Raw genomic sequence first — 23,817 nt, forward strand, 5'->3', positions numbered from 1 at the left:
TTCTCCATCATCAAAGGGTGGGCTTTTTTCTCCAAATTCGCGCTTGTGAAAACAAAGGTTCCCCCGCCGGTTTAGGGCAGATTGGCCTTAGTTTTCAGATACCCCCCGGGGGGTGTGAAAGACTTCGCGCGCCGTCTTTCGGCTGTGGCAGCGATGGCAAAGCGCCTGCCAGTTCGACCGATCCCAGAACACTCTGCGATCGCCCTTGTGCGGCTGGATGTGATCCACATCCGTTGCCGGTTCGATCGCGCCCAGCTCAGCGCAATCCCTGCAAAGCGGATGCCTGCGCAGGAAAGCCTTTGCCGCAGCTTTCCACTTGGCCGAGGCGTAGAGCCTGCGCCCCGCAATGGCCGCCTCAGAGGTCTGCGCCTTGGCCCGCCGCTCCTTCAGCTTGGCCTGCCGCACCGCCTCGTGTTCCTCACAATGCGGCAGTCCGGGCACAGCGAACTCTTCGCAGCCCGACGCCGCGCAGATCTTCAGCCGCGCCACAACATCACCTCACATTTCGGGAAGCACCAACGCAAAAGCGCCCGCCGGTTTCCCGTGGGCGCATTTCGTGATGATGCATATCTACTGGCATGCAGTTGAGGTAACGGTCAAGCCCCTTTGTGCAGCGTGTGGATCCTGCCGGTTCGAACCGGGCCAGCCATCCGATCCAAAACACCAGCCAGAGCAGCACGTACCGCCTTCACTGTCTCGCCATAAACAGACCAACCATGCGCCTCCAGAACCTCGCGCAAGCTCCTGTCTTCAATGCAGACCATATCGACCAGCCGCCGGTTTGTGATCGAGACCCTAGAGCCGCGCTTTGACGGACGCACCCGCCGGACCTCAATCGCAGACCCGGTCCCGATGCGCCGCCGCAGCAGATCAATTTTATCGCGATCCCGCAGAACTGCGTCGATAAACTCACCGCCCTGGCCGTTGCCACCTGTCCGCAGCGCCTCCACAGATGAACACCGCACCCCGGCAGTCGCATGACGCTCTACAAGATCGCGATAGTGGCGCCCCATTGCGATTTGCCCAAGCGTGAAGGGCGCCGGCTTCTTCTTTCGCGCCGCCGCTGCCGCCATCACATCGAACACATCCGCATTGCGAAGGGCCGAGCGGCCCCGATATCCGACCGGCTGCGCCTCATAATCATCCGCGCCAACCGGGCAAAGCCGCATAGGTTCAAACACCTGAAAGGCCCCGCGCGCAGGCGCCTCTGGGATCGCGTCACCACATTGGCGCGGAACAGCGCCCCGCGCCTTGATCGCCGCGATCCGCTCGGCCTCCCTTTGGAGACGGGCGACACCGGACGGCGAGACAATCACAACCTGTTCCGTCACTGCACCCCCTCCGAGACCAGACGAACAATCTGCCGACATTTCTCTGCAGCTCGGGCGCGACCCGCGCGGAGCCTCTCATCCTCATCGCTCGGGCTGCGCCCCCTGCCCTCGTTCTCTTCGATCATCGCGATCCGGCGCCGGGCATCCGCTGCCCGCTCCCGGATAAACCGCATATCGTGACCTTTGGGCCAGGCACGGCTTCGACGCACATGCACCAGGAGTTCCGGCCCAAAGTCCTCTGCCATGGCTGCCCGACCCAGCTCACCGGCGAACACAGCCCGCAAGAGAGGCGATGCGTCATCGGTGGGAGGCTGGATGTCCGCCGCCCATTTCAGGATCTTGGCCGCGATCGGGAACCGATCCTTGTTCTTCCCGCCTGCCAGGTTGCCGACATGCTCAGCCAGGGCCTGCAGGTTCAGCTCTGTCATATAGGCCAGCTTTCCCCGCACTTCTTCCAGCATCACATCAAACTGCGCCACCGTCATGCCCGAAGGCTTGACCAGCCCCAAACGAACCAGCCGATCAATCAGATGCACCTGCACCCGCTTTTCGCCCGCCGCCTGCTCCTTCATGTCCATCTCTAAACCTCATTTCTCAGCAATTCCGAGTTATCCACAGCCACCGGCCTCAGACCGTCCGGCGACTGGCCTTCTGTTTTGTTATGTCTCTGTCTCTATCCCTGTCGTGCAGGACAGTCTGAGACTGTCCGAGACTGTCTTGAACTGTCCGCCGGACAGTCTCGGACAGTGTTGAGACAGTTATCGGAGGGAGCCGTTGCGCGCCTGACCGAGGTCGAACATATGCGTCGACCAGGACCGCATCGCGCGTTCAATCCAGCTGGCATTGCGGTATTCGCAGCCCTCCTGGACCAGCCATTCGTCCATCCAGCGAATGGCCGCATCGTTCTTTGCAAGCTCGGCATGGTAGCCCGCCACGGTGATCCTGAGCCGCTGCAACCGCTTGGCCGCGTTCGCGGCCTCGTGCTTGGCGCGGTTGTCTTCCTTTCGAGACAGCGCCTCGGTCAGCGTGCGCAACACCATGGGGTGCATCAACCGCACCTCACCACCCTCGCAGATACAGGGCGTCCACTTGTGCAGCGGGCCATAGTCCAGCTTACACAGCGCCCGGAAGTGACCCGGATCGACCATCAGCAACTTGGCCAGCGTTTCCAGATCCTGCGGAACCGTGCCCACCGGCGTCTGGTCATAGGCGATGTTGATCAGGTCAAAATAGAGCGCGCGGCACTCGGGCGTGCCCTTCAAGCGCATGTCGGAGTTCAGCCAGCGCCGCCGCTCCCATGCCATGAAGTAATGGCTATCAAGCCGGTCCTCGGCCCCCAGAGGGTACTCAGGAAGCTCATCGGCTTCGACCATGCGGAATGCACGCTCCTGGTTCATTCCATTACACTCCCGATAAAAAGCCCCACAGGAGTTACGCAGACAGCAGCCATCATCTTGACTCCCGTTGTGCGTCGCTATTTGACTCACCCATACGTTGAGTGATTTTAGCCAGTGGAGAGTTTGATGCCTGAACGACAGATTGCACAGCTGAAACAGCGCCTTGAATATCTCCAAGCACAGAATGACGAGTTTGAAACGGCCTTAAACGTTGTACGGCCCCTCCTTGCCGGAAGGGTATCTCACGCAGAGCGCCAGCTACTTCGGCGGGCAATGGCAAAGAAAAAATCACCGCTTCGAACGCAGATCTGGCGCTTTCTTCTGGGGGAGGAAGAGACGCTGAAGCAGGATCGTTTGGATCTGGGCAGATAGCTGCCAAAAGATGCGCCCCAACACCTTGCGCGGCGTCATACTCGTCATGGAACCGGACGCAGATTTCGGCAATCCATTCAAAAAATGGCTCCAATCCTGCAGGCCGAGGGGAAGAGTTTCTGGTCATGCCGCCTCCCCGCTCAATACGCTCAGCTCATCATCAAAAGCACCGATCATCTGCGGGCCATTGTCCACTGCATGGCTGCACGCCATCTTCCGGTACCGCCCGCTCCAGCCGCGATACCGGCAGACCTGAGAGCAGGAATGGACTGAGGCCCCGGTGAACGTGGCCATGTCCCGCAGGGTGCATTCCCCCGCAGTGTCCTCGATCAACCACCAAATCTGATAGGCGATCCGCGCAATGCGAGGCGAAGGGATCTGGGCCATCACGCCGCCCTCCTCATTTCATCCTGGAAAAACCCCGGCGCGCCGGGATCCGTCAGCATCACCAGCAAAGCGATATGGCTGGTCGGCGCAGTAACCGCGCCCCACCAGTTCAGCGCCGTCTGGAAGCTGACATCACAAAACAGCGCCACCTCCCGCGGGCTGTTGAACCGCTCGCGGAAATAGGCAGACCACAGGTCCGCCGCAGTGGATTTCAGCGCGTAGGGGTCAAACCGATTTGACCAAGACGCTGTATCGCCGGACGTGCCACGCTGCTCGCATGGCACATCATTGCTCACAATCAAGGTTAGACGCGGGCGGCTCATGCAGCGGCCTCGGTCTTTGTCGGAACCACCTTCAGGAACGAGAACAGCGAGCGTGGCGGTTCGGCCACCTCCTGTTCCCGCGCCATCTGGCACAACGCATCATACCAAGCAGAAGGCATTACCCCCTCCTGCATGTGCGTATGCACGGTGGTTGGTCGCTTGTTCAGGCGGAGCGCAACAGCGCGATAGCCACCCAAGGATCGGATAAGGTCACGTGTGGTCATGCCACAAGCGATAGTGCGATTATTTCGTATTATCAAGCATGCAACACAATGATGATGCGATTTTATCGTATTTCAGCGATAGCAGTTACATGGACTACCTAGAAATCGAACGCATCTGCCGTCGCGGGGACACTTCCCCTGAAGCCATCCACAAACGGCTTGTAGCAGCCCGCCAGATGACAGGGCTAACCCAGAAAGAACTCGCAGCAAACGCGGGCATCAAATACACGACCTTCCGCTCGCAGGAACAATCTGGCGCACCATCTGTACGACTAATGTCTTATTATCTCGCTGCATTCCAGGTTGACTTTAACTTCATCCTGGGCGGCGATCCTGCACGGCTGCCAGCCGACGTTCTTCAAGAGATAAAGAAGCACCTCGACTGACCCGCCACCAAAGAATTGGGGCAAACACCCAATTCAGGTTCACCCGCATTGGAACAAGGATGGCGGCTATAGCCCGTGGCAGCATACGATTCCCTCACAATGTTCACGTTTTAGTCCTGCAAAAGGATGGATTTCAACCCAAAGATATGCGTTTGAATTACGGCTTTTTCGTACTTTTTAATTGACCGGCACGATTTTTTCGTATCTCAATGACCCATCAACCGATGGAGGATTGAATGCAAGATTTTAAGAACACCGTGCTGCGGGACGCCCGCCGGATCGTGGGATCCCCGGCAGACTACATTGACGACCCTGACCAGTTCGCCGCGGCCTGGGCGGCCATGAAAGCCGGGCGCGGCCAAGGATTCGATCCCGCTCGCCTGCACCCCCAGCACCTTGTGGACCGGCCCGGCCCCGCGCCGGAACCGACAGAGCAGATCCTGGCCCGCGCGGGCCAGAAAGCCCGCGCTGTGATCGAGGCCAATAGCCTGCCGATCCGCCGCCGCCATGTGGCCTGACCCGGCCCGGTCTGTCGCTCCTCCTGCTGTCACTCACGGCAAACATCGAACGACACAGGCAACTCAGCGCGGCCCACCCGTGCCCCCCCACTGACACAACCAAATAAGCGGCGCGGGCTGGAGGATTGCCTGCGCCGCTGATCAACAGAGTTTCCGCGCCCGGTCCCCGAAGGCGCGGATCAGCGCGGGCGGCGCAATCCTCCAAATCTAGTCACCCGCGCATCAACGACGAGGCCCCAATGCAAAACGCCGCATCTCCACACCAACAACAGATCTATTCAGACATGCAGGAGCTGGCGAATACGCCCCTCTTCAGACGCGCCGCCCTGTTCAGGAAGGCAGGCGGCACCCTGACCCCGCCACATGAGGACTGCCGCTGGGATTACGATGCAAGCCACTGGTGGGCCTCTTTGCACGGCATGACGGCACATGGCGCCAGCCGGACCGATGCTATCCGCGGATGGCTACGCGCGGCCCGGCAAGGTTTTCGGGCCGACCCGTCCCGCCGCGCAACAGATGACCGCCCGGACTGCCCCTACAATGGGCAGGCTGCGCTTTGAACAGAACTACAGAAGCAGAAAGCTGTACACCACTTGCCGCTGTACAGCCGAAAAGCACAAGGCCAACCTCGGGAACACAGCCCTTTGGCCTACGGGCGTTGTGGCTGCATTTCGCCAATGATCTGGAAGTCAGGCGACTGGCAAAACTCCACCTGCGGATCCAGCGCAAACAGGATGCCCTGAACCAGCTCGTCAATGAACGACAAAAAATCATGAACCGATGCATCCGCCGTATGCGCCGCGCCAATGGCAAGAACTAATGCATGCCGGATCCGCACGAACCACACGCAAAAGAATGACCCGGAGGAAAACAGATGGCTAACCTCACACCCTTAGCTGTCGGGGAAAAGTCAGCTGCAAAACTTCTGGACATGAAGGTGCCCGAGTTCCTCTCGCTCGTGGCGGATGGCGTGTTGCCCGGCCCTCGTAAGGTTGGACCTTTTCAACGATGGGACACGGAAGAGCTCCGAGCCGTGATGCGCGGCGACCTCGTTGACGGTTTTGAGGATGTGAAATGGTGAGGAAGAAGTTCACTGCGACCAAAACGGTCAAAGGTCGGAAATATCAATATTTCCGCAAGGATGGGCAGTATGTGCGCCTGCCAGACGATCCGAACAGCGAAGAATATGATCGGGAATATTGGCGCCTGATGCGCGGCGGCGGCAGCCTGTCCCAGAAGTTCACCTTCGAAAAGCTGATCCTGAGCTACAAGCAATCGCCCAAATGGGATCGCCTGGCCCCGCGCACCAGGGCGGATTACTCCAAGGTGCTTGAATATTTATCAGACACCGTGGGGAGCAAGAACCCGACCAAGATGCGCCGATCGACCATTATCGAGGCGCAGATGGCAAACCGGCACCGGGCGCGCTTCGCAAACTACATTCCCCATATGCTGTCCATCCTGTTCGAGCATGCCATTGACCTGGACTGGCAACGGGACAATCCCGCAAAGGGCATTGCCAAGATCCAAACTGGCGAAGGGCACAAGCCCTGGCCTGCCTCGGCAATTGCGCTCTACCGCGAACATGCAGACGGCCTTGCGCTGCTGATCTTTGAATTGGCGCTGGGAACAGGGCAGCGCGCCTCGGACCTAACCCGCATGGAATGGAGCCATATTGAGGATGACGGGATCTGGTTGACCCAGGGCAAGACCAAAGCCCGGCTTTGGATCCCCTTTACTGCGCGCCTCGCAGCCGCTCTGGCAGCGACCCAGCGCAACAGCGCGCGCCATATCCTTGCCAGCGATACCGGGCAGCCGCTGAAGTATGACCAGCTGCAAAAGAAGGTGATGGCCGTTCGGAAATCTGCCGGGTTGACCGCATATTCGCTGCACGGTTTGCGTTACAGCGCTGCCGGTGAACTTGCAGAAGCAGGCTGCACGGACCAGCAAATCGCCGCGATCACAGGCCACAAAAGCCTGTCGATGGTGCAAAAGTATTCGAAAGGCGCGAGTCAGAAACGCCTGGCGAAAGAGGCACAAAGCCTCCGGGAACAGAGCAAAAACAGATCGTGAACGTGGGAAACTTTTTGGGAAACCCTGAAATTCAGCCTGCGGAGCAGGCTAGTCAGATGGCAGCTAACTATTTGATTTAGTGGCGGGGAGACAGGGATTCGAACCCTGGGAACGCTCTCACGTTCAACGGTTTTCAAGACCGCCGCATTCGACCACTCTGCCACCTCCCCGGTCCGCTGGCGGTTTAGGCCGCGCCAGCACATCGTGCAAGGGAAAATCGTGCCATCTTTTTCGAACAAGGAGCTGCGCCCAATGTAAACGCACGCGAAATAATGCCAATTGCCATGCTTTTGTGCCGCCCGCTTGGGGACAGGGTTTTCATGCAAGAAGACGCAGGCTATCATTTGAAAAATCAAACGATGACCGGGAACCCGGCAAGCAGCGCATCGCCGCTTTGAGCACAGGCAAGGGAAGAACCATGACACAGGCCAGAACTCGGGCCACGCCAATCGGAAAAACCGGCGCGCGGATCTGCGCGTCTGCTTTATGTCTGCTGATGCTGACCGCCTGTGAAGACGGCGCCGGGCTGCCGTTCCTGCAGCCCAAAGCCTCTGCGACCGACACAGCGCCGACATCCGCCAGCAGCACCAAACTGGTGGAGCGCGACGTGGAATCGCCGGATGTGTTTCAGGTGACCGAGGCCGGGCTTTGGGACGGGCGTCCCTCCCTTGGTGGTGTCTGGGTGGCCCACCCCGATGCGCAGGATCCGGAACGGGTCATCATCCGCAACAGCGCCAATGGAAAATTCGTAATCGGCGCCCTGTTCCGCCGCGAGCGTGAAATTCCCGGACCGCGCATTCAGGCCTCCTCGGATGCGGCAGCGGCTCTGGGCATGCTGGCAGGCGCCCCGGTCGAACTGAACGTTACCGCCCTGCGCCGCGAGACAGCACCGGAAGAGGTCGCTGCAGAACCGGCGGAGGATGCCGCAGATACCACGGCACAGAGCGAGGCACTGACGCCCGATGCGGTAGCAGAGGCACCGCTGGACCCGATCGCCGGGGCTGCCGCTGCCATTGATGCGTCGGCTCCAGACGCGAGCACGGCGGCTGCACCTGCAAAACCACAGCCCACGCCCGCGACGCCAAAAACACGCGTTTCGCCGCTTGAAAAACCTTACATCCAGATCGGCATCTTCAGCGTCGAGGCAAACGCCAATCGCACCGCAGGCCAGATGCGCAATGCAGGCATGATCCCGATTGTTTATGAGCAATCTTCCAACGGCAAACCCTTCTGGCGCGTTGTCGTCGGACCGGCACAGACCAAGAGCGAGCGCAGCCAACTGCTGAAAAGCGTCAAACAGACTGGCTTCTCGGATGCCTACGCGGTGACCAATTGACCTGCATGACGCTCCCAGCCCCGCGTCGCCTGCACACAGACCAACAAGGATGACACACCGGTGATCGATCTTGTCAAATCCGCACTGAAACTGACCGCCTGCGCCGGGCTTATGCTGAGCATTGCCTCTGTTCCGGCCTCGGCCTTTGATACAAAGGCCCGCGCCGCCTTCGTGCTAGATCAAAGCACCGATACGGTTCTGCTTTCGAAGAATGCCGAGGTGCCTTTGCCCCCGGCCTCCATGTCCAAGCTGATGACGCTTTATGTGGCCTTTGAAGCCCTGCGCGAGGGGCGGCTGACGCTGGATGAACAGCTGCCGGTCAGCGAACACGCGATGAGCTATGGCGGCTCCACCATGTTCCTGGACACAACCGACCGTGTCCGGGTCGAGGATCTTCTGCGCGGCATCATCGTGCTGTCGGGCAACGACGCCTGCGCGGTGATCGCCGAGGCCCTGAGCCCGGACGGAACCGAGGCCGGTTTCGCCCGTTACATGACCAAGCGTGCGCGCGAACTGGGCATGGCCAATGCCACCTTTGCCAATTCCAACGGTTGGCCCGCCGCCGGGCATCGCATGTCGATGCAGGATCTGGGCATTCTTGCCCAGCATCTGATCGAAGATTTTCCGCAGTATTACCCGCTGTTTTCGGAAAAGACCTTTGAATTTGATGGACGCGCGCCGTCGAACACCCGCAACCGCAATCCGCTGCTGACGCTGGGCATTGGCGCCGACGGTCTGAAAACCGGCCACACCAGCGAGGCGGGCTATGGCCTTGTTGGATCGGCCAAACAGGGCGACCGGCGGGTGATCTTCGTGATCACCGGCCTGGCCAGCACCAAGGCGCGTGCAGAGGAGGCAGAGGCCCTCGTTAACTGGTCGTTTCGCCAATTTACCAAGAAAACCATCGCCAAAGCTGACACCCCTGTCGCCGAAGCCGAAGTATGGCGCGGCGCTGCACGATCGGTAGGCCTGGTGCCGGCCGAAGATCTGGAAATCCTGGTGCCCGCCCTGACCGGCAGTGAGATCAACGCCGAGGTGGTCTACACCGGCCCCATCGACGCGCCGGTCCGCAAGGGCGACAAACTGGCCGAGCTGGTCTTCCAGCCCGATGAGTTGCCCGAGGTGCGCTTGCCGCTGGTGGCGGCGAATGACGTGCCCGCAGGTGGCTTTCCGGTGCGGGTCAAGACCGCCGCGCAGGTTCTGATCAAACGCTTTCTGAACGGCCCCGAGGACGCGCTGTGACACCCGGTCCCGAACGCGGATTGTTCATCACCTTCGAAGGCATCGACGGGTCCGGCAAATCCACCCAGTGTCGGCTGCTGGCCGAGACGCTTCAGGCGGCAGGGCGCGAGGTGGTGCTAACTCGCGAGCCCGGCGGCTCCCCCGGGGCCGAAGAGATCCGGCGGCTGGTGCTGGAGGGCGATCCCGACAAATGGTCGGCGGAGACCGAAATCCTGTTGTTCACAGCCGCGCGCCGGGATCATCTGGAGCGCACCATCGAACCGGCGCTCGCCGCTGGCACGGTGGTGATCTGCGATCGGTTTGCCGACAGCACCCGCATGTATCAGGGCCTGTCGCGCGGCGATCTGCGCGCTACGGTGGACCAGCTGCATGACCTGATGATCGGCCGTGAACCGGATCTGACCATCCTGATCGACATGGACCCGGCCACCGGCCTCTCGCGCGCCAAGGGGCGTCAGGGCACTGAAGAACGGTTCGAGGATTTCGGCCTGTCCTTGCAGGAAAAGATGCGCGCCGGGTTTCTGGCACTGGCGCAGGAATTCCCCGACCGGTTCCGCGTTCTGGACGGCGACCGTGCTCTGGATACGGTCGCGCAGGACGTTCTGTCGCAGGCGCTGGCGGCCCTTTCCCCCGAAGGAAACCCGGTATGAGCGCGCAGGACGAGTTGCCGCGGGCAGATGAGGCCGCAGGCGCGCCACACCCGCGGGAAACCCCGCAGATATTCGGCCAGAACAAGGCAGAGCAGAATTTTCTTACCGCCTTCAACTCGGACCGGTTGCATCACGGCTGGCTGTTGACCGGGCCGCAGGGCATTGGCAAGGCGACGTTGGCCTGGCGCATCGCGCGGTTTCTTCTGGCGACGCCCCCGGCCGAGGACGGGCTGTTCGGCGCGCCGCCGCCTGCGACCACGCTCGACATCGACCCGGATCACCCGGTATCGCACCGGATCCACGCCCTGACCGAACCGGGGCTGGCCGCGATCACCCGCAGCTACAACGACAAGGGAAAACTGCGCGATCAGATCGTTGTCGATGATATCCGTGCACTGAACCGGTTCTTCGGCCTGTCTGCCACTGATGGCGGGCGCCGCGTGGTGATCGTGGATGCCGCCGACGACATGAACCCCAGCGCCGCCAACGCCCTCTTGAAAATGCTGGAAGAGCCGCCCGCGCGGACCACCATGTTCCTGATTTCGCATCAGCCCTCGCGCCTGTTGCCGACGATCCGCTCGCGCTGCCGCACGCTGCGCCTTGGCCCTCTGTCAGCAGAGGATATGCAGGCCGCCCTCAGCCAATCCGGGGCCGAACTACCGGAGAACACCGATCACCTTGCGGCGCTGGCTGCCGGATCGGTTGGCGCGGCACTGCGTCTTCTGAATCTTGGCGGGCTGAAGACATACGCTGAACTGGTGCAGATCCTCGATTCGCTGCCCCGTCTGGATCGCCAGCGCGCCATGGCGCTGGCCGAAACCGCTGCCCAGCGCGGCGGCGCGGAGAAATTCGAACTCCTGCTGACCCTGACCGAGGTCGCCATGGCCCGCCTTGCCCGCACCGGCGCCACCGGCCAGCCGCCCCAACCAGAGGCCGCCCCCGGTGAAACCGCCATGTTGCAGCGCCTCGCCCCCGATCCGCACAAAGGCCGGGCATGGGCCGACCTTTCTGCCGAAGCAACGGCGCGCGCCCGCCACGGTCAGGCCGTGAACCTTGACCCCGCCGCGCTAGTCCTAGATACGGTTTTCAAGATGCAGGAAACCGCGTCGCGCTGATCCCGACTCGTCCGGGCTGGTCTGGGCAGGTCCGGGGCTGCGGCGCACAAGACGACGAAAGACAGGCATGAGCAGCACATCCCTTCCCCAGATCACCGACAGCCACTGCCATCTGGATTTCCCGGATTTCGCTGGCGAGCTGGATCAGGTGATCGCCCGTGCCACCGAAGCCGGGGTCACCCGGATGGTCACCATCTGCACCAAGATGAAGAATGAACCCTCGGTGCGCGCCATCGCCGAAACCCACGCGCCGGTGTTTTACGCCGCAGGCACCCACCCGATGAGCGCGGCTGATGAGCCGCTGGTCAGCGTGGATGAACTAGTGGCGCTGGCCAAACACCCCAAATTCGTCGGCATTGGCGAAACCGGGCTGGACTATCACTACACCGCCGACAGCGCCGAGATTCAGCAGGTCTCGCTGCGCAATCACATTGCCGCCGCCCGTGAAACCGGCTTGCCGCTGATCATCCACGCCCGCGCCGCGGATGACGACATGGCCCGCATCCTGTCCGAAGAAATGAAAAACGGCAGCTATTCCTGCGTGATGCATTGCTTCTCCTCCTCGGCGGAACTTGGCCGGGCGGCGCTGGATCTCGGGTTTTACCTGTCGATGTCCGGGATTGCCGCCTTCCCCAAAAGCCAGGCGCTGCGCGACATCTTTGCCGCCGCGCCCATTGATCGCATTCTGGTGGAAACCGACGCGCCCTATCTGGCACCGCCGCCGCACCGGGGCAAACGCAATGAACCGGCCTATTCTGCCCTGACCGCCAAAGTCGGCGCTGAGGCTTTTGGCATGGACTACGCCGATTTCGCGGCCCAGACGCAGGAAAATTTCGACCGGCTGTTCTGGAAAGCAGCGCAATATCAGGCGGCCGCCTGATGGCTGAACTGCGCTTTACCATCCTCGGCAGCGGCTCTTCGGGCGGGGTGCCGCGCCTTGGCGGCCACTGGGGCGATTGCGACCCTGAGAACCCGCGCAACAGACGGCGGCGCTGCTCCATGCTGGTTGAGCGCGACGGCCCGGACGGCACCACCACGGTGCTGATCGATACTTCTCCGGATATGCGCAGCCAGCTGCTGGATGCAGAGGTCGGACGTCTGGACGCGGTCGTCTATACTCATTCCCACGCGGACCACGTGCATGGCATCGACGATCTGCGCATGATCGTCTTCAACATGCGCAAGCGGATACCGGTCTACGCCGATGGCGATACCCAGAACGCCCTGCTATCGCGCTTTGGCTATGCCTTTGTGCAGCCCGAAGGATCGCCCTATCCGCCGATCCTGGATCTGCAAAGCATCAATGGCCCCTTTGTTATCGATGGCCCTGGCGGCGAAATCCCCTTCCGCCCCTTCGAGGTCGGGCATGGGTCGATCGACGCGCTGGGGTTCCGGATGGGGGGGCTGGTCTATCTTCCCGACGTGGTCGACATCCCCGACAGTGCCCTGCCCGAGCTGCAGGATATGGATTGCTGGGTTCTGGACGCCCTGCGCCGCACCCCACATCCCACGCATTTCAACATGACGCAGGCGCTGGAGTGGATCGAGCGGATGCAGCCCCGGCGCGCGGTGCTGACCAACATGCATATCGATATGGATTATGCCACGGTCGAGGCAGAAACCCCCGATCATATCTCTGCCGCCTATGATGGCATGGTGATCCGCAGTCCGATCTAGGGCCGCCCAACCGGGCGAGCGCCCATTAGGACTACGACTATATGCTGCAAAGCCTGATCGACGTCATTCTGCCCGTTTTCCTGGTGGTCGCTGCGGGCTATGCCGCAACGATGAAGGGATATTTCACGCACAGCCATATCGAAGGGCTGATGAAATTCACCCAGAGCTTTGCCATCCCCTGCTTGTTGTTCCGGGCGATTGCCAATCTGGATCTCTCCAGCAGTTTTGACCCGACATTGCTCGTCAGCTTTTACACCGGGGCGGGGATCTGTTTTCTGATCGGCCTCTTCGGTGCGCGGCTGATCTTCAAACGCGACTGGGAAGACTGCGTGGCCATCGGCTTCTGCTGCCTGTTCTCCAATTCGGTCTTGCTGGGCCTGCCGATCACCGAACGCGCCTTTGGCCCCGACAATCTGACCGGCAACTATGCGATCATCGCGTTCCATTCGCCCTTTTGCTATGGCATCGGCATCACCGTGATGGAGATCGTCAAGAACCGCGGCAGCGGCAGCATGAAGATGGCACGCTCGGTGCTGACTGCGATGTTCCGCAACGTGCTGATCCTCGGGATTGCACTGGGATTTGCCGCCAACCTGATCGGCCTCACCATCCCCGGTGCAATTGACGATGCCCTGCAGCTTCTGATCCGCGCCGCGCTCCCGGCGGCGCTGTTCGCCCTTGGCGGCGTACTGGTGCAATACCGCCCCGAGGGCGATCTGCGCACTATCGCATTTGTCTGCGTGACCGCCCTGATGGTGCACCCGGCCATCGTCTGGTCCCTTGGCAGCACTCTTGGCCTGAAACAGGATCTGTTCCGCTCCGGTGTTCTCAATGCTGCGATGGCGCCGGGCTTTAACGCCTATATCTTTGCCAATATGTATGGCCGCGCCCGGCGCGTCGCCGCTTCCTCGGTATTGATTGCAACCGGGGCCTCTGTACTGACGGTGTGGTTCTGGCTCGTGGTCCTCACCTGAGGCACCTCCCCTGCCCGCCTGGGCCTCGCGCAGGTTCAGCCGGGCAGTCGCACCGCCCAGAGCAGCGGCTCATCAAAGTTGTACATGACCAGTTGCCCGTCCTCGGCCAGTTCCATCCGGTTGACCAGACCCAGCTGCTGCAGGAACTCGCGCTCTGCGATCATCGTCTGTTCATCACAGAGCCCGCCGCCAATATCAAACGGCGTGAACATGAGGTTCTGCAGGTCCGGCCCGTAGGTGGTGGTGAAGCTGCGGCAGGGGCTGGAGCCGTAGAGCGTGCCCTCGGCAAAATCGAACCGCATTTCGTCAAAGCCCGCAATATCGATGTCCTTTACCCGCTGCACGATCCAGGCGCCATCGAAACTCTCTGCCGTGGGTGAAACCATGGGGACCCCTCCACTGGGTGCATTGGCGTGCTCCGAGGCATAAGAAAATCCCGCCAAACTCCAACCGCAAACCCCGGCACTGACTGCCAGGATCACGGCCAGAAAGGGACCTGAAATCCTCATGTGTCAGAGCCGGTTATCGGGAAAATCGGCATAATCTCACCTTGGTGCATATGCCCCCAGAGTCTGCGCAGTCTGTACGGTTTCACAAGAAAAAAATTCTTGCCGAAACGTTAACCGCGTGCGACCCTGAAAGAGGCAAGTGTGTAGTGTGCTATTTTTAAACAGTTTTTCAGTCCAGGAGCTGCCCAATGCCTCTTGATGGATCTGCCGCGAAAGAAATCAAACAACAGATGGCAATCGCCCGCAAACGCGAGCTGGCCTTTGGTTTGTGTTTTGGCAAGAAGATCGAAGACTCGGTCTTTCTCACCCACAAGACCAAAGCCGCCAAGGTGCTTGGCAAGCAGGCGAAATCCGATGGGGAGACGCCGCAGTTCACCTTTGGACGGCTGAAACTGGACGGCAAGGAACTGACCCTCATTGTCGAAGGAAAGATCCCGCCGGGCATGGCCCGCAAGACCAAGAAAATGTTCATGGTCGTCGGGCTGAAATACAGCATCATCATTCAGGACCCAGACGGAAAGGTCGTCGAAGCGGAGAAAGATGAGGACGAAGAAGGCCCGGCTGCGAAAGAGGCCGCAAGCGGCGAGACGGCGACGGATACGGCAGAACCGGACGGCCCCGCGGCGCCCTCGGGCACGCCAGATCCGGCAGAGGAAAAATGGGCTGCAGCCGCGAAAAAGGTCGAAGCCAACCTCGTAAAGCTGCGTCAGATCGCCGGGATTGATCTTTCCCGGGTCGAGACGCTTTGGAAGGCGTTGAAGGCCAAGGCGGACACCGGCGCCTTTGCCACGGCGCTAGAGCATGTGGCCAAGCTGTCGGCCGAGATGAAGACTGCGGCCCAGGACGCCGCTGCGCGGGCCAAGCGGCAAACCCTGCTTGAGGCAAAGTGGCAGCAGGCAGAAGCCAAGCTGAAGCCGCTGATCGACGAGGTTCTCTCCTTCAAGACAACCCAATCCGAGAAAATTCAGGCGGTCTGGGCTCAGATCACCGCGAGGGTGGAAGCCACGCCGCCTGATTTCGAAGGCGCGCTTAAGGCGGTCGGTCCGCTGGCACAGGCCATTTCCAAGGCCCGTCAGGCCGCGGCCGAGGCACCTCAGGAAGAACCGGCCCCGCCAAGCGGAGGGGCCGAGGCGGCCGAAGGCGGCGACACGACAACGATCCCCCGCCCGGACGCACCGGAAAAAGCGCCCGAACAATCCGCTCCGCCCTCAGGCGAAGCCGGTGGCGACACGGATGATACAGACCTTTCCGACCAGATTGCCCGTATCGAAGCCGCGTTGAAAGAGCTGCGCGACGGGCCGGTGAAGACCTATAACACCATCGTGCCCGAGGCGGTCAGCCAGACCCCGGACAAATGGAAAACCGCCCTGGAGAAAGTCGAAGCGCTGGCGAACGAAGCCAAGGCCAAACCCGAAAGCAGCAGCACGGCCAAGCTGGACGCTGGTGAAAAGGCGCTTGCCGGGCTGAAAAAGGCAGTTGCCACCGACACCGAAGCCAAGACCGGTTTTGGCAAGGCGCTGGCGATCTTTGACCTGCGGATGGTCCCTCTGACCAGCCATCCAAAGGCCGGGGCTCCGGAAATCGCGCCCGAAATCGCCAAGATCAACGACATCCGCACGGACGCCATCGCAAAGGCAAAGGCTCACGATCTGAAAACCGCGACTGAGGCGCTCACGGCTGCTGAGGCCGAGATCACCAAGGCCGAGGTGCTGGCCGATGACTTCGCCCATTTCATGGCGCTGGACCCCGACCGCAAGGAGCTGGCCGACGCTGCGCGTGGGGTGACGGTCGGCGATCCAGCGATCGATGATGCCGCCCGCGAGATGGAACGCCTTTACGATGCCGCGCAGCAGGACAAAGCCGCGAAGAAATTCAAGGATGGCATCAAGAAGCTGGATGAGATCGCCGCAGTTTACGCCAAAACTGCCCGGGTGCGGACGCTGCGGGAAAGCTATGAAGACGCCCGGCCCAAGGCCAAGACTTGGGTCGATTACTGGGCCACGCTTCCCGGCGCTGTCAAAAACCTGCTGACGGTCAAGCTGGCCGAGGCGAATGGCTATTACAACGATTCCGATGTCGCCACGAGCAAGGACTACGCTGACTCTCTCAAGACCCTTGGCAAGTTCTGGCACCTGCGCGCGTTTCTGGAAACCGAAATTCCGGTGGTGCAGCAATACGCGCCCAAGCTGACCGCCTTTGAGGCCAAGCTGAAAGAGTTCAAGGACCACGATGGCGCCTCGGGCATTCAGGTGATCATCCTGAAAATGGAAAGCGATCTCGCCTCGGCCAAGGCGGAAGCGGCGCTTCACAAGTACTCAACGGCCATATCCCTGCTGGATGCCACGGCCGGGGATTGGGCAGCGACCACTGCGCAGGCGGACGCCTGTAAGGCCTACAAGGAAAAGCGCCAGGTCGTTCAGGGCAAGATCGCACCGCTGAAGAACGTACCGCAAGCCGCAGGCATGCTGGCCGATGCCAAGGCGCTGCTGGCCGAAGCCGTGGCCCATGCGCTCAAGCTCGACTTCACCACGGCCAACACCTGTCTGGCGGATGCGGAAAAACGCATCGACAGCGCTAAGGCTGCGGCTGAGGCCTCGGTTGAACTCGACGGGCTGACCGATACCGCCGCGCTGGATAACCTGAAAAAAAAATGGGATCCGGCCTTCAAGGTCTTCACCGATATCCGGGACAAGGTGGTCGCGGCGGATACCGGCAATGATTTCACCGTGCTGATCGCCAAGGCCCAGGTGCCCGCTGCCGAAGCTGAAAAAGCCAAGAAGGTCAAGAAATATGACGATGCGCGCGCGCATCTGGACAGCGCCATCGCCAATTTGAAACTCGCCATGGTGCTGGTCCATCAGCATCACGCCTATGAGGAACTGAAAACCTCGCTGGGAACGCGGGTGGCTGGGCTGGCGGCGCTGAACGATGCCAATTGCCTGCAGCCGCATCTGGATGACATCACCCGTCTGACCAGCGAAGCAGACGATCTGATCAAGCCCGAAGCCTATGACTACGACGGCGCCGAGGCCAAGCTTGCCGCCGCACGCGCTATGGTCGACCAGGCCCGCGCGGAAGGTGAGCTCTACAAGACGATCAAGGCGGACCGAGCCAAGGCAACCGCAGTGATCGCCAAGATCACCACCGAGGGAGGCGATGTAGAAACACAGCTGGAGCATCGCAAGACCGAGATTCAGGCGCTGATCGACGAGAGTATCCGGCTGCAAACCGCGCGGGATTTCAAAGGCGCCGCGGAGAAGGCCAAGGATGCAGCCGGTTGGGAAAAGGCCACCGACGCGGATCTGACGACACTCAAAACCGTGCTAGGCTGGGAAGGTCCCTATTTCAAGGTGCCCCGTGCCACGCTGATCGGACCGGGCAAGGAAGCCGGGGTACATCAGATCGCCCGCGCGGATGCGGATTTTGCCAAATATGAGGCGATGAAGGCCGCGCATACCTACACGGCCGCGCGCGGGATGTTCGAAAAGGCCTATCAAAAGATCGAGGCCTGCAAGGTTCTTCTCGCAGCGGCGGCCCCCTACCCTCAGGCGGTTACCGATGCGCAGGCAGCTGTCGATGCACTGGCCGCCGAAAGCAACGATGCCACCAAGGACCGGATCAAGGAGATGACAGACCGGCTGGCGGCAGCCAAGCTCGATACCACCCGGACCGACCTGACGGAAAACGATTATTCACAAGCTGTGAAGGAGTTGAAGGCTCTCACCGAGACCGCCAAGGCGTTGCTGACCACGATCACCGGATCCTCGGCGTATGAGACCGCCCGGGCAGAGGCAAAGGCCAAGCTGGACGAGGCACAGGCGCACAAACATGCCGACGCCATTGCGGCCCATCTGACCCGTCTGACAGCCAAATACGACGCGCTGGTCAAACTGGCACCGAGTGACTACGCGACGGCAAAAACCATGGCAGAGGAAGTGGCGGGTTCGGCCGAAGAGGCCCTCTCGACCGCCAAGACGCATGGCATCCTTGAAGTGGTGAATTCTGCCATTGGCGGCGACGAGGACAGCGCCCCGTGGTGGCCGCAGGTGCAGGCGGCGAAACTGTCGATCAAAGTTGTCGGCAGCCGTGAAAACGCCGATGTCGCAGCGGTACACCTGAAGACCGCGACGGCGGAAATCGAAAACTGCCAGAAAGACGGATTGGCGCCCAAGGTCGCCAAAGCGCATCTTCTTGCCGCGCTGGAGGCCTGCAACACGGCGGACGAGGTGATTTCGCAATATGCCTTCATCACACAGGAAATCGCCCGCACCCGCACGGCCCTGACCCCGGTCGAGGACCACGAAGAGGCCGCCTATGTCGCCGCCGAGGTCGCCGAAGTTGAAAAGCTGCTGACCGGGGCACAGACCGCTGCCAGAGGTGGCCAGAATTATGCATCGGTCAGCGCCGATATTGAAAAGGCTATCGTCCTGACCAAAACCGCGTTGGAGCTGGCCAAGCAGCATAAGACGTACAAAGAGCTGCGCGCCGAGCCGGAAGTGGAGCCCCGTCTGGCAGTGCTCGAAGGACACGAACACCGCTACGTCATCAAACCCAGCATCGACACCATGCGCAAGAAACTGGCGGATGCCGCGGCGCAGGACGCAGGTAAACAGCCTGCAGACGCTATCAAGCTGCTGGAAGAGGCACGCGCCATTGGCACCAGCGCCTATGTCATGGCGCAGATGCGGGCCAATACGCCGCCAGACCCGGCAGACATCGAGAAAATCCTGGCACGCCCGGGTGGCACCGCCGAGCTGGATGCGATGATCGACAATCTGGAGCCGGAAGCCCAGCGCGCGGTGGTCAAGGTCGCCTTTAAGGCGCGCTTTGGCTGCGATATCAAGAACTTCAGCAACAAGAACTTGGCGCCAGCCACCGAAATCGCCGATGGCGATCTGAAAGGCCCCAATATCGTGGCCTTCTACAAGGCAATGCAAGACCTGCCGCTGGACCACACGCTCAACAATGACTCGCTGAAGAAATTCGCCATCAACGAAGCCGACAAAGGCGGATCCATGTACCAGGGCAACGAAAAGCGGATCGTGATGCACGAAGGTGATGCGGGCCTATCGCCCAACTATGCCTTCGGCAGTGATGACGCGGTCGGCAGCCTGGATGATGCGGCCACCCCGGAAGAGCGCGCCGAGCTGGAAAAATGCAAACCCGCGAACGAAGAACCGGTGACCTATTTCAACTGGAACACCCTGCACGAGGTTGGCCATGCGGTGGATGACAAACACGGTTTCATGAACAGCAACGGCAGCAAAAAGGATTTCGGTGGCTGGACCGAATACGGCATGGCGATTTCGGACATCGCCGAGAAATTTGCCAAGAAGTTCAAATACGACAAAGACTATATCACCGAATACATGGCCCATAACACAAGCGCCCACGCCCCGGACAAACCCGCGGACGAGACCTGCACGGACGAAGAATGGGAAACCCGGCGCGTTCAGGTTCAGGCGCATATCGATAGCGCCTCGGAGCCCGCAAAACCATGGTCCAGCATGACCTCTGCCAAGAAGCTCGCGATTGACGGTGTTGTATATCAGGAGAGTTATACCAACAGCTGGACCTCCTATTTGCTTGGCGCACGCGCCAAGGGCATGACCGGCTACCAGTTCCGGGCGCCGGGTGAATGGTTTTCCGAACTTTATGCCGCCTATCACTCGGGCAAGCTGAAACCGAACCATCCGGCGATTGACTGGTTGTCCAAACTCTGACTGATCGAAAGGCTGCCGACCGATGTCCCTGTTTCATCCCGTCAATCTGCTCTGCCCGCAATGCGAGGCGCCCGTGTCCATGTCCGCCGTCGGCAGTGTCAACGCCGACCGTCGTCCCGACCTACGGGACGACATCCTGGAGGACCGGTTTCAGGACGCGGCCTGCCCCGCCTGCGGCGAGAGTTTTCGCCTGCAACCGCAGTTCAATTACCTCGACGCCGGGCGCGGGCAATGGATCGCTGCGATGCCTGCCAACCGGTTGCGCGATCATCTGGAGCTGGAGGATGAGGCCAATGATCTGTTTTCCACCAGCTATGGGTCGCAGGCCCCCGCTGCCGCGCAGGAGGTCGGCAAAGGGCTAACCGTGCGACTGACCTTTGGCTGGCCAGCGGTGCGGGAAAAATTGCTGCTGCGGCAACTGGAGCTGGACGATGTGATCGTCGAGATGATGAAGCTGCATATCCTGCGCAGCGTCGAAACCGCCCCCTTGGCTGAAGGCATTGAGCTGCGGCTTGTCGATGTGGACGAAGAGACCGGCAGCTATGTCTTTGCCTGGCTGGAAACCGCATCGGAAAAATACATTGAATACCTGAACGTGCCATCAGAGCTGTATCAGGTGATCCACGACAACCCGGAGGGATGGGCCGCGATCCGCGGTCGGCTGGAGACAGGACCTTTCGTCGATATGCAGAAACTCTACATGGGTGAAGGCCGCCATACGGGCGATAAACGCCAGGCAGGTTAACACCGCGCAGCCGACACTCAGCGCAAACCGCGGCGGCGGAGGGGCAAAAACGTTCCTCTTGTCGGGCAGACATCAGGCGATCTGCCCTGCCACTAGGTGCGGTTAAACCCATCCGTGCTCTGCCCATCGCGGCTGGAAAAGCAGGGATGGAAGGCGCTCTTCACCGTAGAATGCATCAAAATTTGGCTCAAAACCGACAACTTGTAACATGTTTCCGGCACTACTGTTGCGTGGCAGCTACGGCTGTGTATGCTCCCAGACACATCCGAAATGACAGAAAGGTAAGTGGGCTTCATGCAGGATCTGACCCCGGCGACACTCGACAACAATGCAATCGAAAGCGCGGAGGATCTGTCGTCCATCGCTTTCAGTTTCATGGCATCAAAGGCGCTGTTCACCGGTCTGCATGTCGGTATCTTTTCACTGCTCGCGGACGGCCCCAAGACGGCCAAAGAACTGTCAGAGGCCGCAGATGTGCCGCTCAACCGCATCGTCACGCTGACAACCGCGCTGGCCAGCGTCGGGTTGCTGAGCAACACGGACGATGACAAGATCAAGAATTCCCCCGCCGCGCAGAATTTCCTTTCGAAAACATCGAAATACGATTTCGGCGATTATCTTCGCTATCAGATCGACCAGCAGATGTACCCCTTCCTGCTGCAGTTGAATGCGGTGATGAAAGGCGAACTCTCCGAGGATGCAATCGCTTCTTACCGACACTGGATGGCGGATGAGGAACAGGCTTCGGTCTATTCCGAAAGCCAGCACGCCGGCTCGCTCGGCCCGGGGCGCACACTGGCCCGCACTGTGGACCTGTCTCATGCCAAGACGCTTTTGGACGTTGGCGGCGGTACCGGCGCGATGACAATCAGCCTGTGCAACGAATATGAGAACCTTGAGGCCACCATCATCGACTTCCCCAACGTGGCAGAAATCGGCTGGGGCTTTGTCTCCGAGGCCGGTCTGATCGACCGGGTGCGCTATATTCCAGGCAACGCCATCGAAATCCAGTGGCCAGGCAACCAGGACGCCATCCTGATGTCCTATCTGATGAGCGGCGTTCCCGGCGACGACGTCGAAGGCCTGCTGACGAAAGGCTTTGAGGCGCTGGCTCCCGGTGGCAAGCTGATGGTGCATGACTTCATGGTGGAAGAGAACCGCCGCGGACCCGCGCTGGCCGCACTCTGGCAGTTGCAGCACATGGCCTTTACCCCCGACGCCCGTTCGCTATCGGTGGGCTGGCTGACGGAAATGGGCAAAAAGATCGGTTTCGAGGTAGAGACCGTCGACAACCTGATCCCCGCGATGACCAAACTGGTCGTCTTTTCCAAACCTGCCTGAGCCGGGGGAGCGGAGATGTCGACATTTCGCGTACACGAAGAGCCGCTTCAGCAGGAGTGGCTGGATGCCTATGGCCACCTGAACGAAGCCTACTATCTGGTCCCGTTCAGCAATGCGACATGGAAACTGCAAGACCGTTTCGGGATCGGTACCGCATATTTCGAGGAAACGGGCTGTGCGCTATATACGCTTGAAACGCACCTGCGGTACGTGGGGGAAGTGCGCGCTCCGGCAACCCTGTCAATCGAGGCCGCGATCCTGGGCGTGGACAGCAAACGTTTGCAGATCGGGCACACAATGTGGTCGGCCGATCAGGAATGCGCGACGTTTGAATGCATGCTGCTGCACTACGATACGCGCCAGCAACGTGCCACGGCCTTCCCCGAGGCGATCTATAACAGCCTTTTGGATGCGGTTCTGTCCCCGGCCCCGGAATGGGTCGGACGCGCAGTTCGCCAATTGCGCGGAACTACTCCCGGTTGACGCCACCCCGACCAGCTGGTCTGCCTTCACCTGCAAGGTCCGTGGCTGCACTTGGCCTCGCGATTGCGAGGCCAAGCCAATCTGTGACTGAAACCGGAGGCGATTTCGGTCACAGTACAGCCTCAAAGGCATCAAGGTGCGCATAAGAGCCCTGAAGCAGGTTTTCATAGATATCCGCCAGGGCGGTGTCCTGCACGGCTTCGGCCGCTGCCGCGATATCGACGATGTCTTTCTCCTCGATCGCCACACCGACCTCCAGCGCGTCTTCTAGCGAGGTCAGCCCCTGCTCCAGAAGCGTGTCGTACATCTCCTGCAACTCGGGATTGGAGAATTCGCCAGCGGTGTCGAAAACGAAGGAATCGACATCGACGCCGATCTTCTCTGCATAGTCGACAAGCGCGTCAAAGTGCTGGTCTTCGGAGACCTCGATATTGGCGAAGATCTCCTCTCCATAAACATCGTAAAAGGCCTCGTAGAGATCGCCCGCAAGCTTCTCCTCTTCGATCATGAACTTCAGCTCTGCGATGGCCTCAGCGCTCAGCGTCACAGCAACATAGGTATCATCGGTTGATACCGTTTCAACCTGCTGTGTCTCAGCTTCGTTGCGGTGCCATTTGCCACCGCCAATACCTGTATCAAGGCCGGTTTCGGCGGACAGTTTAACACCGTCGGTGCCTTCGAAACTCACTGTGTACTCGCGGTAGGAAACACTGTTCATGCTCATGTCTTTCTCCTGTGCCGGTTGCTGATCTCAAGGTGAACGAGGCCCGGCGCGCCCATTACATTCAGAAAAATACATATGTAAATTGGCTCGCGAATTGAAACTGGCCTGCCAGCAGACCGGCGTTGCGCCGCTGATTTGGCAGCGAAATTTTGCCGTGCACCCTCTGCAACGACTGCACTCGTGACGTCGTGCCGCAAGCCTTGGAAGCCGATTGGCAACCTCTGCATGCTGCCAGACATGCCAGCGCATGCGTTCTGACAACAGCCATTAGAATGCTCAGAGCACAT

At 60.5% G+C, this 23,817-nt stretch carries 26 protein-coding genes and 1 tRNA gene; 15 read left to right on the forward strand and 12 right to left on the reverse strand.

Annotated features, from left to right (window positions below; translation table 11 throughout):
* Positions 1-87: 87 nt before the first annotated feature.
* From SM765_RS18335 to SM765_RS18370, 8 genes are all read right to left on the reverse strand, one after another.
* Entirely contained in the window at positions 88-489 is a 402-nt protein-coding gene (locus SM765_RS18335) for an HNH endonuclease (RefSeq protein WP_368981680.1), read from the reverse strand.
* Positions 490-596: 107 nt separating this feature from the next.
* Positions 597-1,331, reverse strand: a complete 735-nt coding sequence (locus tag SM765_RS18340) for a hypothetical protein (protein ID WP_368981681.1) — start codon at positions 1,329-1,331, stop codon at positions 597-599.
* Positions 1,328-1,909 (reverse strand): hypothetical protein, encoded by a 582-nt coding sequence (locus tag SM765_RS18345; protein WP_368981682.1) that lies wholly within the window; start codon positions 1,907-1,909, stop codon positions 1,328-1,330. Before SM765_RS18345 ends, SM765_RS18340 begins: the two co-directional genes overlap by 4 nt.
* Before the next feature lie 180 nt (positions 1,910-2,089).
* Entirely contained in the window at positions 2,090-2,728 is a 639-nt protein-coding gene (locus tag SM765_RS18350) for a hypothetical protein (RefSeq protein WP_237028422.1), read from the reverse strand.
* Between the two features lie 52 nt (positions 2,729-2,780).
* The gene (locus tag SM765_RS18355) at positions 2,781-3,227 is read right to left on the reverse strand and encodes a hypothetical protein (RefSeq protein ID WP_368981683.1); all 447 of its coding nucleotides are present in this window, start codon (positions 3,225-3,227) and stop codon (positions 2,781-2,783) included.
* Positions 3,224-3,487, reverse strand: coding sequence for a hypothetical protein (locus SM765_RS18360; protein ID WP_368981684.1), 264 nt, complete (start codon positions 3,485-3,487; stop codon positions 3,224-3,226). Before SM765_RS18360 ends, SM765_RS18355 begins: the two co-directional genes overlap by 4 nt.
* Entirely contained in the window at positions 3,487-3,810 is a 324-nt protein-coding gene (locus SM765_RS18365; protein WP_274838521.1) for a hypothetical protein, read from the reverse strand. The genes SM765_RS18360 and SM765_RS18365 overlap by 1 nt, the downstream gene beginning before the upstream one ends.
* Positions 3,807-3,929: a hypothetical protein gene (locus SM765_RS18370; RefSeq protein ID WP_347510135.1), complete on the reverse strand. Its 123-nt coding sequence runs from the start codon at positions 3,927-3,929 to the stop codon at positions 3,807-3,809. The genes SM765_RS18365 and SM765_RS18370 overlap by 4 nt, the downstream gene beginning before the upstream one ends.
* Before the next feature lie 194 nt (positions 3,930-4,123).
* Here SM765_RS18370 and SM765_RS18375 point away from each other — a divergent pair, with 194 nt between their 5' ends.
* Both SM765_RS18375 and SM765_RS18380 read left to right on the forward strand, forming a co-directional pair.
* Positions 4,124-4,420, forward strand: coding sequence for a helix-turn-helix domain-containing protein (locus tag SM765_RS18375; protein ID WP_368981685.1), 297 nt, complete (start codon positions 4,124-4,126; stop codon positions 4,418-4,420).
* 236 nt (positions 4,421-4,656) lie between these two features.
* Positions 4,657-4,938 (forward strand): hypothetical protein, encoded by a 282-nt coding sequence (locus tag SM765_RS18380; RefSeq protein WP_368981686.1) that lies wholly within the window; start codon positions 4,657-4,659, stop codon positions 4,936-4,938.
* 649 nt (positions 4,939-5,587) lie between these two features.
* Here the strand turns inward: SM765_RS18380 and SM765_RS18385 are convergent.
* Complete coding sequence (locus tag SM765_RS18385; RefSeq protein WP_368981687.1) at positions 5,588-5,785, reverse strand: hypothetical protein; 198 nt, start codon at positions 5,783-5,785, stop codon at positions 5,588-5,590.
* 27 nt (positions 5,786-5,812) lie between these two features.
* Here SM765_RS18385 and SM765_RS18390 point away from each other — a divergent pair, with 27 nt between their 5' ends.
* Positions 5,813-6,019, forward strand: a complete 207-nt coding sequence (locus tag SM765_RS18390; protein WP_065271011.1) for a hypothetical protein — start codon at positions 5,813-5,815, stop codon at positions 6,017-6,019.
* Positions 6,013-7,011, forward strand: coding sequence for a tyrosine-type recombinase/integrase (locus SM765_RS18395; RefSeq protein ID WP_368981688.1), 999 nt, complete (start codon positions 6,013-6,015; stop codon positions 7,009-7,011). Before SM765_RS18390 ends, SM765_RS18395 begins: the two co-directional genes overlap by 7 nt.
* A gap of 80 nt (positions 7,012-7,091) precedes the next feature.
* Here the strand turns inward: SM765_RS18395 and SM765_RS18400 are convergent.
* A tRNA-Ser gene (locus SM765_RS18400) sits at positions 7,092-7,181 on the reverse strand.
* 248 nt (positions 7,182-7,429) lie between these two features.
* Between SM765_RS18400 and SM765_RS18405 the strand changes: the two genes are divergently transcribed.
* The 7 genes from SM765_RS18405 (at position 7,430) to SM765_RS18435 (ending at position 14,005) form a co-directional block, all read left to right on the forward strand.
* A complete protein-coding gene (locus SM765_RS18405; RefSeq protein WP_274838349.1) occupies positions 7,430-8,347 on the forward strand; it encodes an SPOR domain-containing protein in 918 nt (305 codons plus the stop codon).
* 111 nt (positions 8,348-8,458) lie between these two features.
* A complete protein-coding gene (locus SM765_RS18410; protein WP_274838372.1) occupies positions 8,459-9,589 on the forward strand; it encodes a D-alanyl-D-alanine carboxypeptidase family protein in 1,131 nt (376 codons plus the stop codon).
* Positions 9,586-10,239 carry a dTMP kinase gene (gene tmk, locus SM765_RS18415; protein ID WP_274838350.1) on the forward strand — a complete coding sequence of 218 codons (654 nt, stop codon included), beginning with the start codon at positions 9,586-9,588 and terminating at the stop codon, positions 10,237-10,239. Before SM765_RS18410 ends, tmk begins: the two co-directional genes overlap by 4 nt.
* Positions 10,236-11,354: a DNA polymerase III subunit delta' gene (locus SM765_RS18420; protein ID WP_274838351.1), complete on the forward strand. Its 1,119-nt coding sequence runs from the start codon at positions 10,236-10,238 to the stop codon at positions 11,352-11,354. The genes tmk and SM765_RS18420 overlap by 4 nt, the downstream gene beginning before the upstream one ends.
* Positions 11,355-11,421: 67 nt before the next feature.
* Positions 11,422-12,234, forward strand: a complete 813-nt coding sequence (locus SM765_RS18425) for a TatD family hydrolase (protein ID WP_274832360.1) — start codon at positions 11,422-11,424, stop codon at positions 12,232-12,234.
* Positions 12,234-13,031, forward strand: a complete 798-nt coding sequence (locus SM765_RS18430; RefSeq protein WP_065271017.1) for an MBL fold metallo-hydrolase — start codon at positions 12,234-12,236, stop codon at positions 13,029-13,031. Before SM765_RS18425 ends, SM765_RS18430 begins: the two co-directional genes overlap by 1 nt.
* A gap of 41 nt (positions 13,032-13,072) precedes the next feature.
* On the forward strand, positions 13,073-14,005 hold the full coding sequence (locus SM765_RS18435) for an AEC family transporter (RefSeq protein WP_274828195.1): 933 nt from the start codon (positions 13,073-13,075) through the stop codon (positions 14,003-14,005).
* Positions 14,006-14,040: 35 nt separating this feature from the next.
* On the opposite strand, the gene SM765_RS18440 is transcribed toward SM765_RS18435, so the two are convergent.
* A complete protein-coding gene (locus SM765_RS18440; RefSeq protein WP_274835793.1) occupies positions 14,041-14,391 on the reverse strand; it encodes an META domain-containing protein in 351 nt (116 codons plus the stop codon).
* Positions 14,392-14,702: 311 nt separating this feature from the next.
* Here SM765_RS18440 and SM765_RS18445 point away from each other — a divergent pair, with 311 nt between their 5' ends.
* The 4 genes from SM765_RS18445 to SM765_RS18460 all read left to right on the forward strand — a co-directional run bounded on the left by SM765_RS18445 (position 14,703) and on the right by SM765_RS18460 (position 22,806).
* Positions 14,703-20,237 (forward strand): hypothetical protein, encoded by a 5,535-nt coding sequence (locus tag SM765_RS18445; protein ID WP_368981689.1) that lies wholly within the window; start codon positions 14,703-14,705, stop codon positions 20,235-20,237.
* Between the two features lie 22 nt (positions 20,238-20,259).
* Positions 20,260-20,982: a CpXC domain-containing protein gene (locus tag SM765_RS18450; RefSeq protein WP_274835791.1), complete on the forward strand. Its 723-nt coding sequence runs from the start codon at positions 20,260-20,262 to the stop codon at positions 20,980-20,982.
* Positions 20,983-21,276: 294 nt separating this feature from the next.
* Positions 21,277-22,323, forward strand: coding sequence for a methyltransferase (locus SM765_RS18455; RefSeq protein WP_274828192.1), 1,047 nt, complete (start codon positions 21,277-21,279; stop codon positions 22,321-22,323).
* A gap of 15 nt (positions 22,324-22,338) precedes the next feature.
* Positions 22,339-22,806, forward strand: a complete 468-nt coding sequence (locus SM765_RS18460; protein ID WP_274838353.1) for a thioesterase family protein — start codon at positions 22,339-22,341, stop codon at positions 22,804-22,806.
* A gap of 109 nt (positions 22,807-22,915) precedes the next feature.
* Here the strand turns inward: SM765_RS18460 and SM765_RS18465 are convergent, their stop codons facing one another.
* The gene (locus tag SM765_RS18465; protein WP_274838354.1) at positions 22,916-23,530 is read right to left on the reverse strand and encodes a DUF2202 domain-containing protein; all 615 of its coding nucleotides are present in this window, start codon (positions 23,528-23,530) and stop codon (positions 22,916-22,918) included.
* Positions 23,531-23,817: the final 287 nt, after the last annotated feature.

Origin of the sequence: Pseudophaeobacter sp. 1A09344 (genome assembly GCF_041008745.1) — a bacterium.
In the GTDB taxonomy this organism is placed as follows: domain Bacteria; phylum Pseudomonadota; class Alphaproteobacteria; order Rhodobacterales; family Rhodobacteraceae; genus Phycobacter; species Phycobacter gallaeciensis_A.

Coding starts and splice junctions, on each gene's coding strand:
- SM765_RS18420 (WP_274838351.1), top strand. CDS start 10,236: ATGAGCGCGCAGGACGAGTTGCCGCGGGCAGATGAGGCCGCAGGCGCG.
- SM765_RS18450 (WP_274835791.1), top strand. CDS start 20,260: ATGTCCCTGTTTCATCCCGTCAATCTGCTCTGCCCGCAATGCGAGGCG.
- SM765_RS18465 (WP_274838354.1), bottom strand. CDS start 23,530: ATGAGCATGAACAGTGTTTCCTACCGCGAGTACACAGTGAGTTTCGAA.
- SM765_RS18345 (WP_368981682.1), bottom strand. CDS start 1,909: ATGGACATGAAGGAGCAGGCGGCGGGCGAAAAGCGGGTGCAGGTGCAT.
- SM765_RS18455 (WP_274828192.1), top strand. CDS start 21,277: ATGCAGGATCTGACCCCGGCGACACTCGACAACAATGCAATCGAAAGC.
- SM765_RS18430 (WP_065271017.1), top strand. CDS start 12,234: ATGGCTGAACTGCGCTTTACCATCCTCGGCAGCGGCTCTTCGGGCGGG.
- SM765_RS18445 (WP_368981689.1), top strand. CDS start 14,703: ATGCCTCTTGATGGATCTGCCGCGAAAGAAATCAAACAACAGATGGCA.
- SM765_RS18410 (WP_274838372.1), top strand. CDS start 8,459: ATGCTGAGCATTGCCTCTGTTCCGGCCTCGGCCTTTGATACAAAGGCC.
- SM765_RS18355 (WP_368981683.1), bottom strand. CDS start 3,227: ATGACCAGAAACTCTTCCCCTCGGCCTGCAGGATTGGAGCCATTTTTT.
- SM765_RS18360 (WP_368981684.1), bottom strand. CDS start 3,487: ATGGCCCAGATCCCTTCGCCTCGCATTGCGCGGATCGCCTATCAGATT.
- SM765_RS18405 (WP_274838349.1), top strand. CDS start 7,430: ATGACACAGGCCAGAACTCGGGCCACGCCAATCGGAAAAACCGGCGCG.
- SM765_RS18395 (WP_368981688.1), top strand. CDS start 6,013: ATGGTGAGGAAGAAGTTCACTGCGACCAAAACGGTCAAAGGTCGGAAA.
- SM765_RS18390 (WP_065271011.1), top strand. CDS start 5,813: ATGGCTAACCTCACACCCTTAGCTGTCGGGGAAAAGTCAGCTGCAAAA.
- SM765_RS18435 (WP_274828195.1), top strand. CDS start 13,073: ATGCTGCAAAGCCTGATCGACGTCATTCTGCCCGTTTTCCTGGTGGTC.
- SM765_RS18380 (WP_368981686.1), top strand. CDS start 4,657: ATGCAAGATTTTAAGAACACCGTGCTGCGGGACGCCCGCCGGATCGTG.
- SM765_RS18375 (WP_368981685.1), top strand. CDS start 4,124: ATGGACTACCTAGAAATCGAACGCATCTGCCGTCGCGGGGACACTTCC.
- SM765_RS18365 (WP_274838521.1), bottom strand. CDS start 3,810: ATGAGCCGCCCGCGTCTAACCTTGATTGTGAGCAATGATGTGCCATGC.
- SM765_RS18425 (WP_274832360.1), top strand. CDS start 11,422: ATGAGCAGCACATCCCTTCCCCAGATCACCGACAGCCACTGCCATCTG.
- SM765_RS18460 (WP_274838353.1), top strand. CDS start 22,339: ATGTCGACATTTCGCGTACACGAAGAGCCGCTTCAGCAGGAGTGGCTG.
- SM765_RS18370 (WP_347510135.1), bottom strand. CDS start 3,929: ATGCCTTCTGCTTGGTATGATGCGTTGTGCCAGATGGCGCGGGAACAG.
- SM765_RS18440 (WP_274835793.1), bottom strand. CDS start 14,391: ATGGTTTCACCCACGGCAGAGAGTTTCGATGGCGCCTGGATCGTGCAG.
- SM765_RS18350 (WP_237028422.1), bottom strand. CDS start 2,728: ATGAACCAGGAGCGTGCATTCCGCATGGTCGAAGCCGATGAGCTTCCT.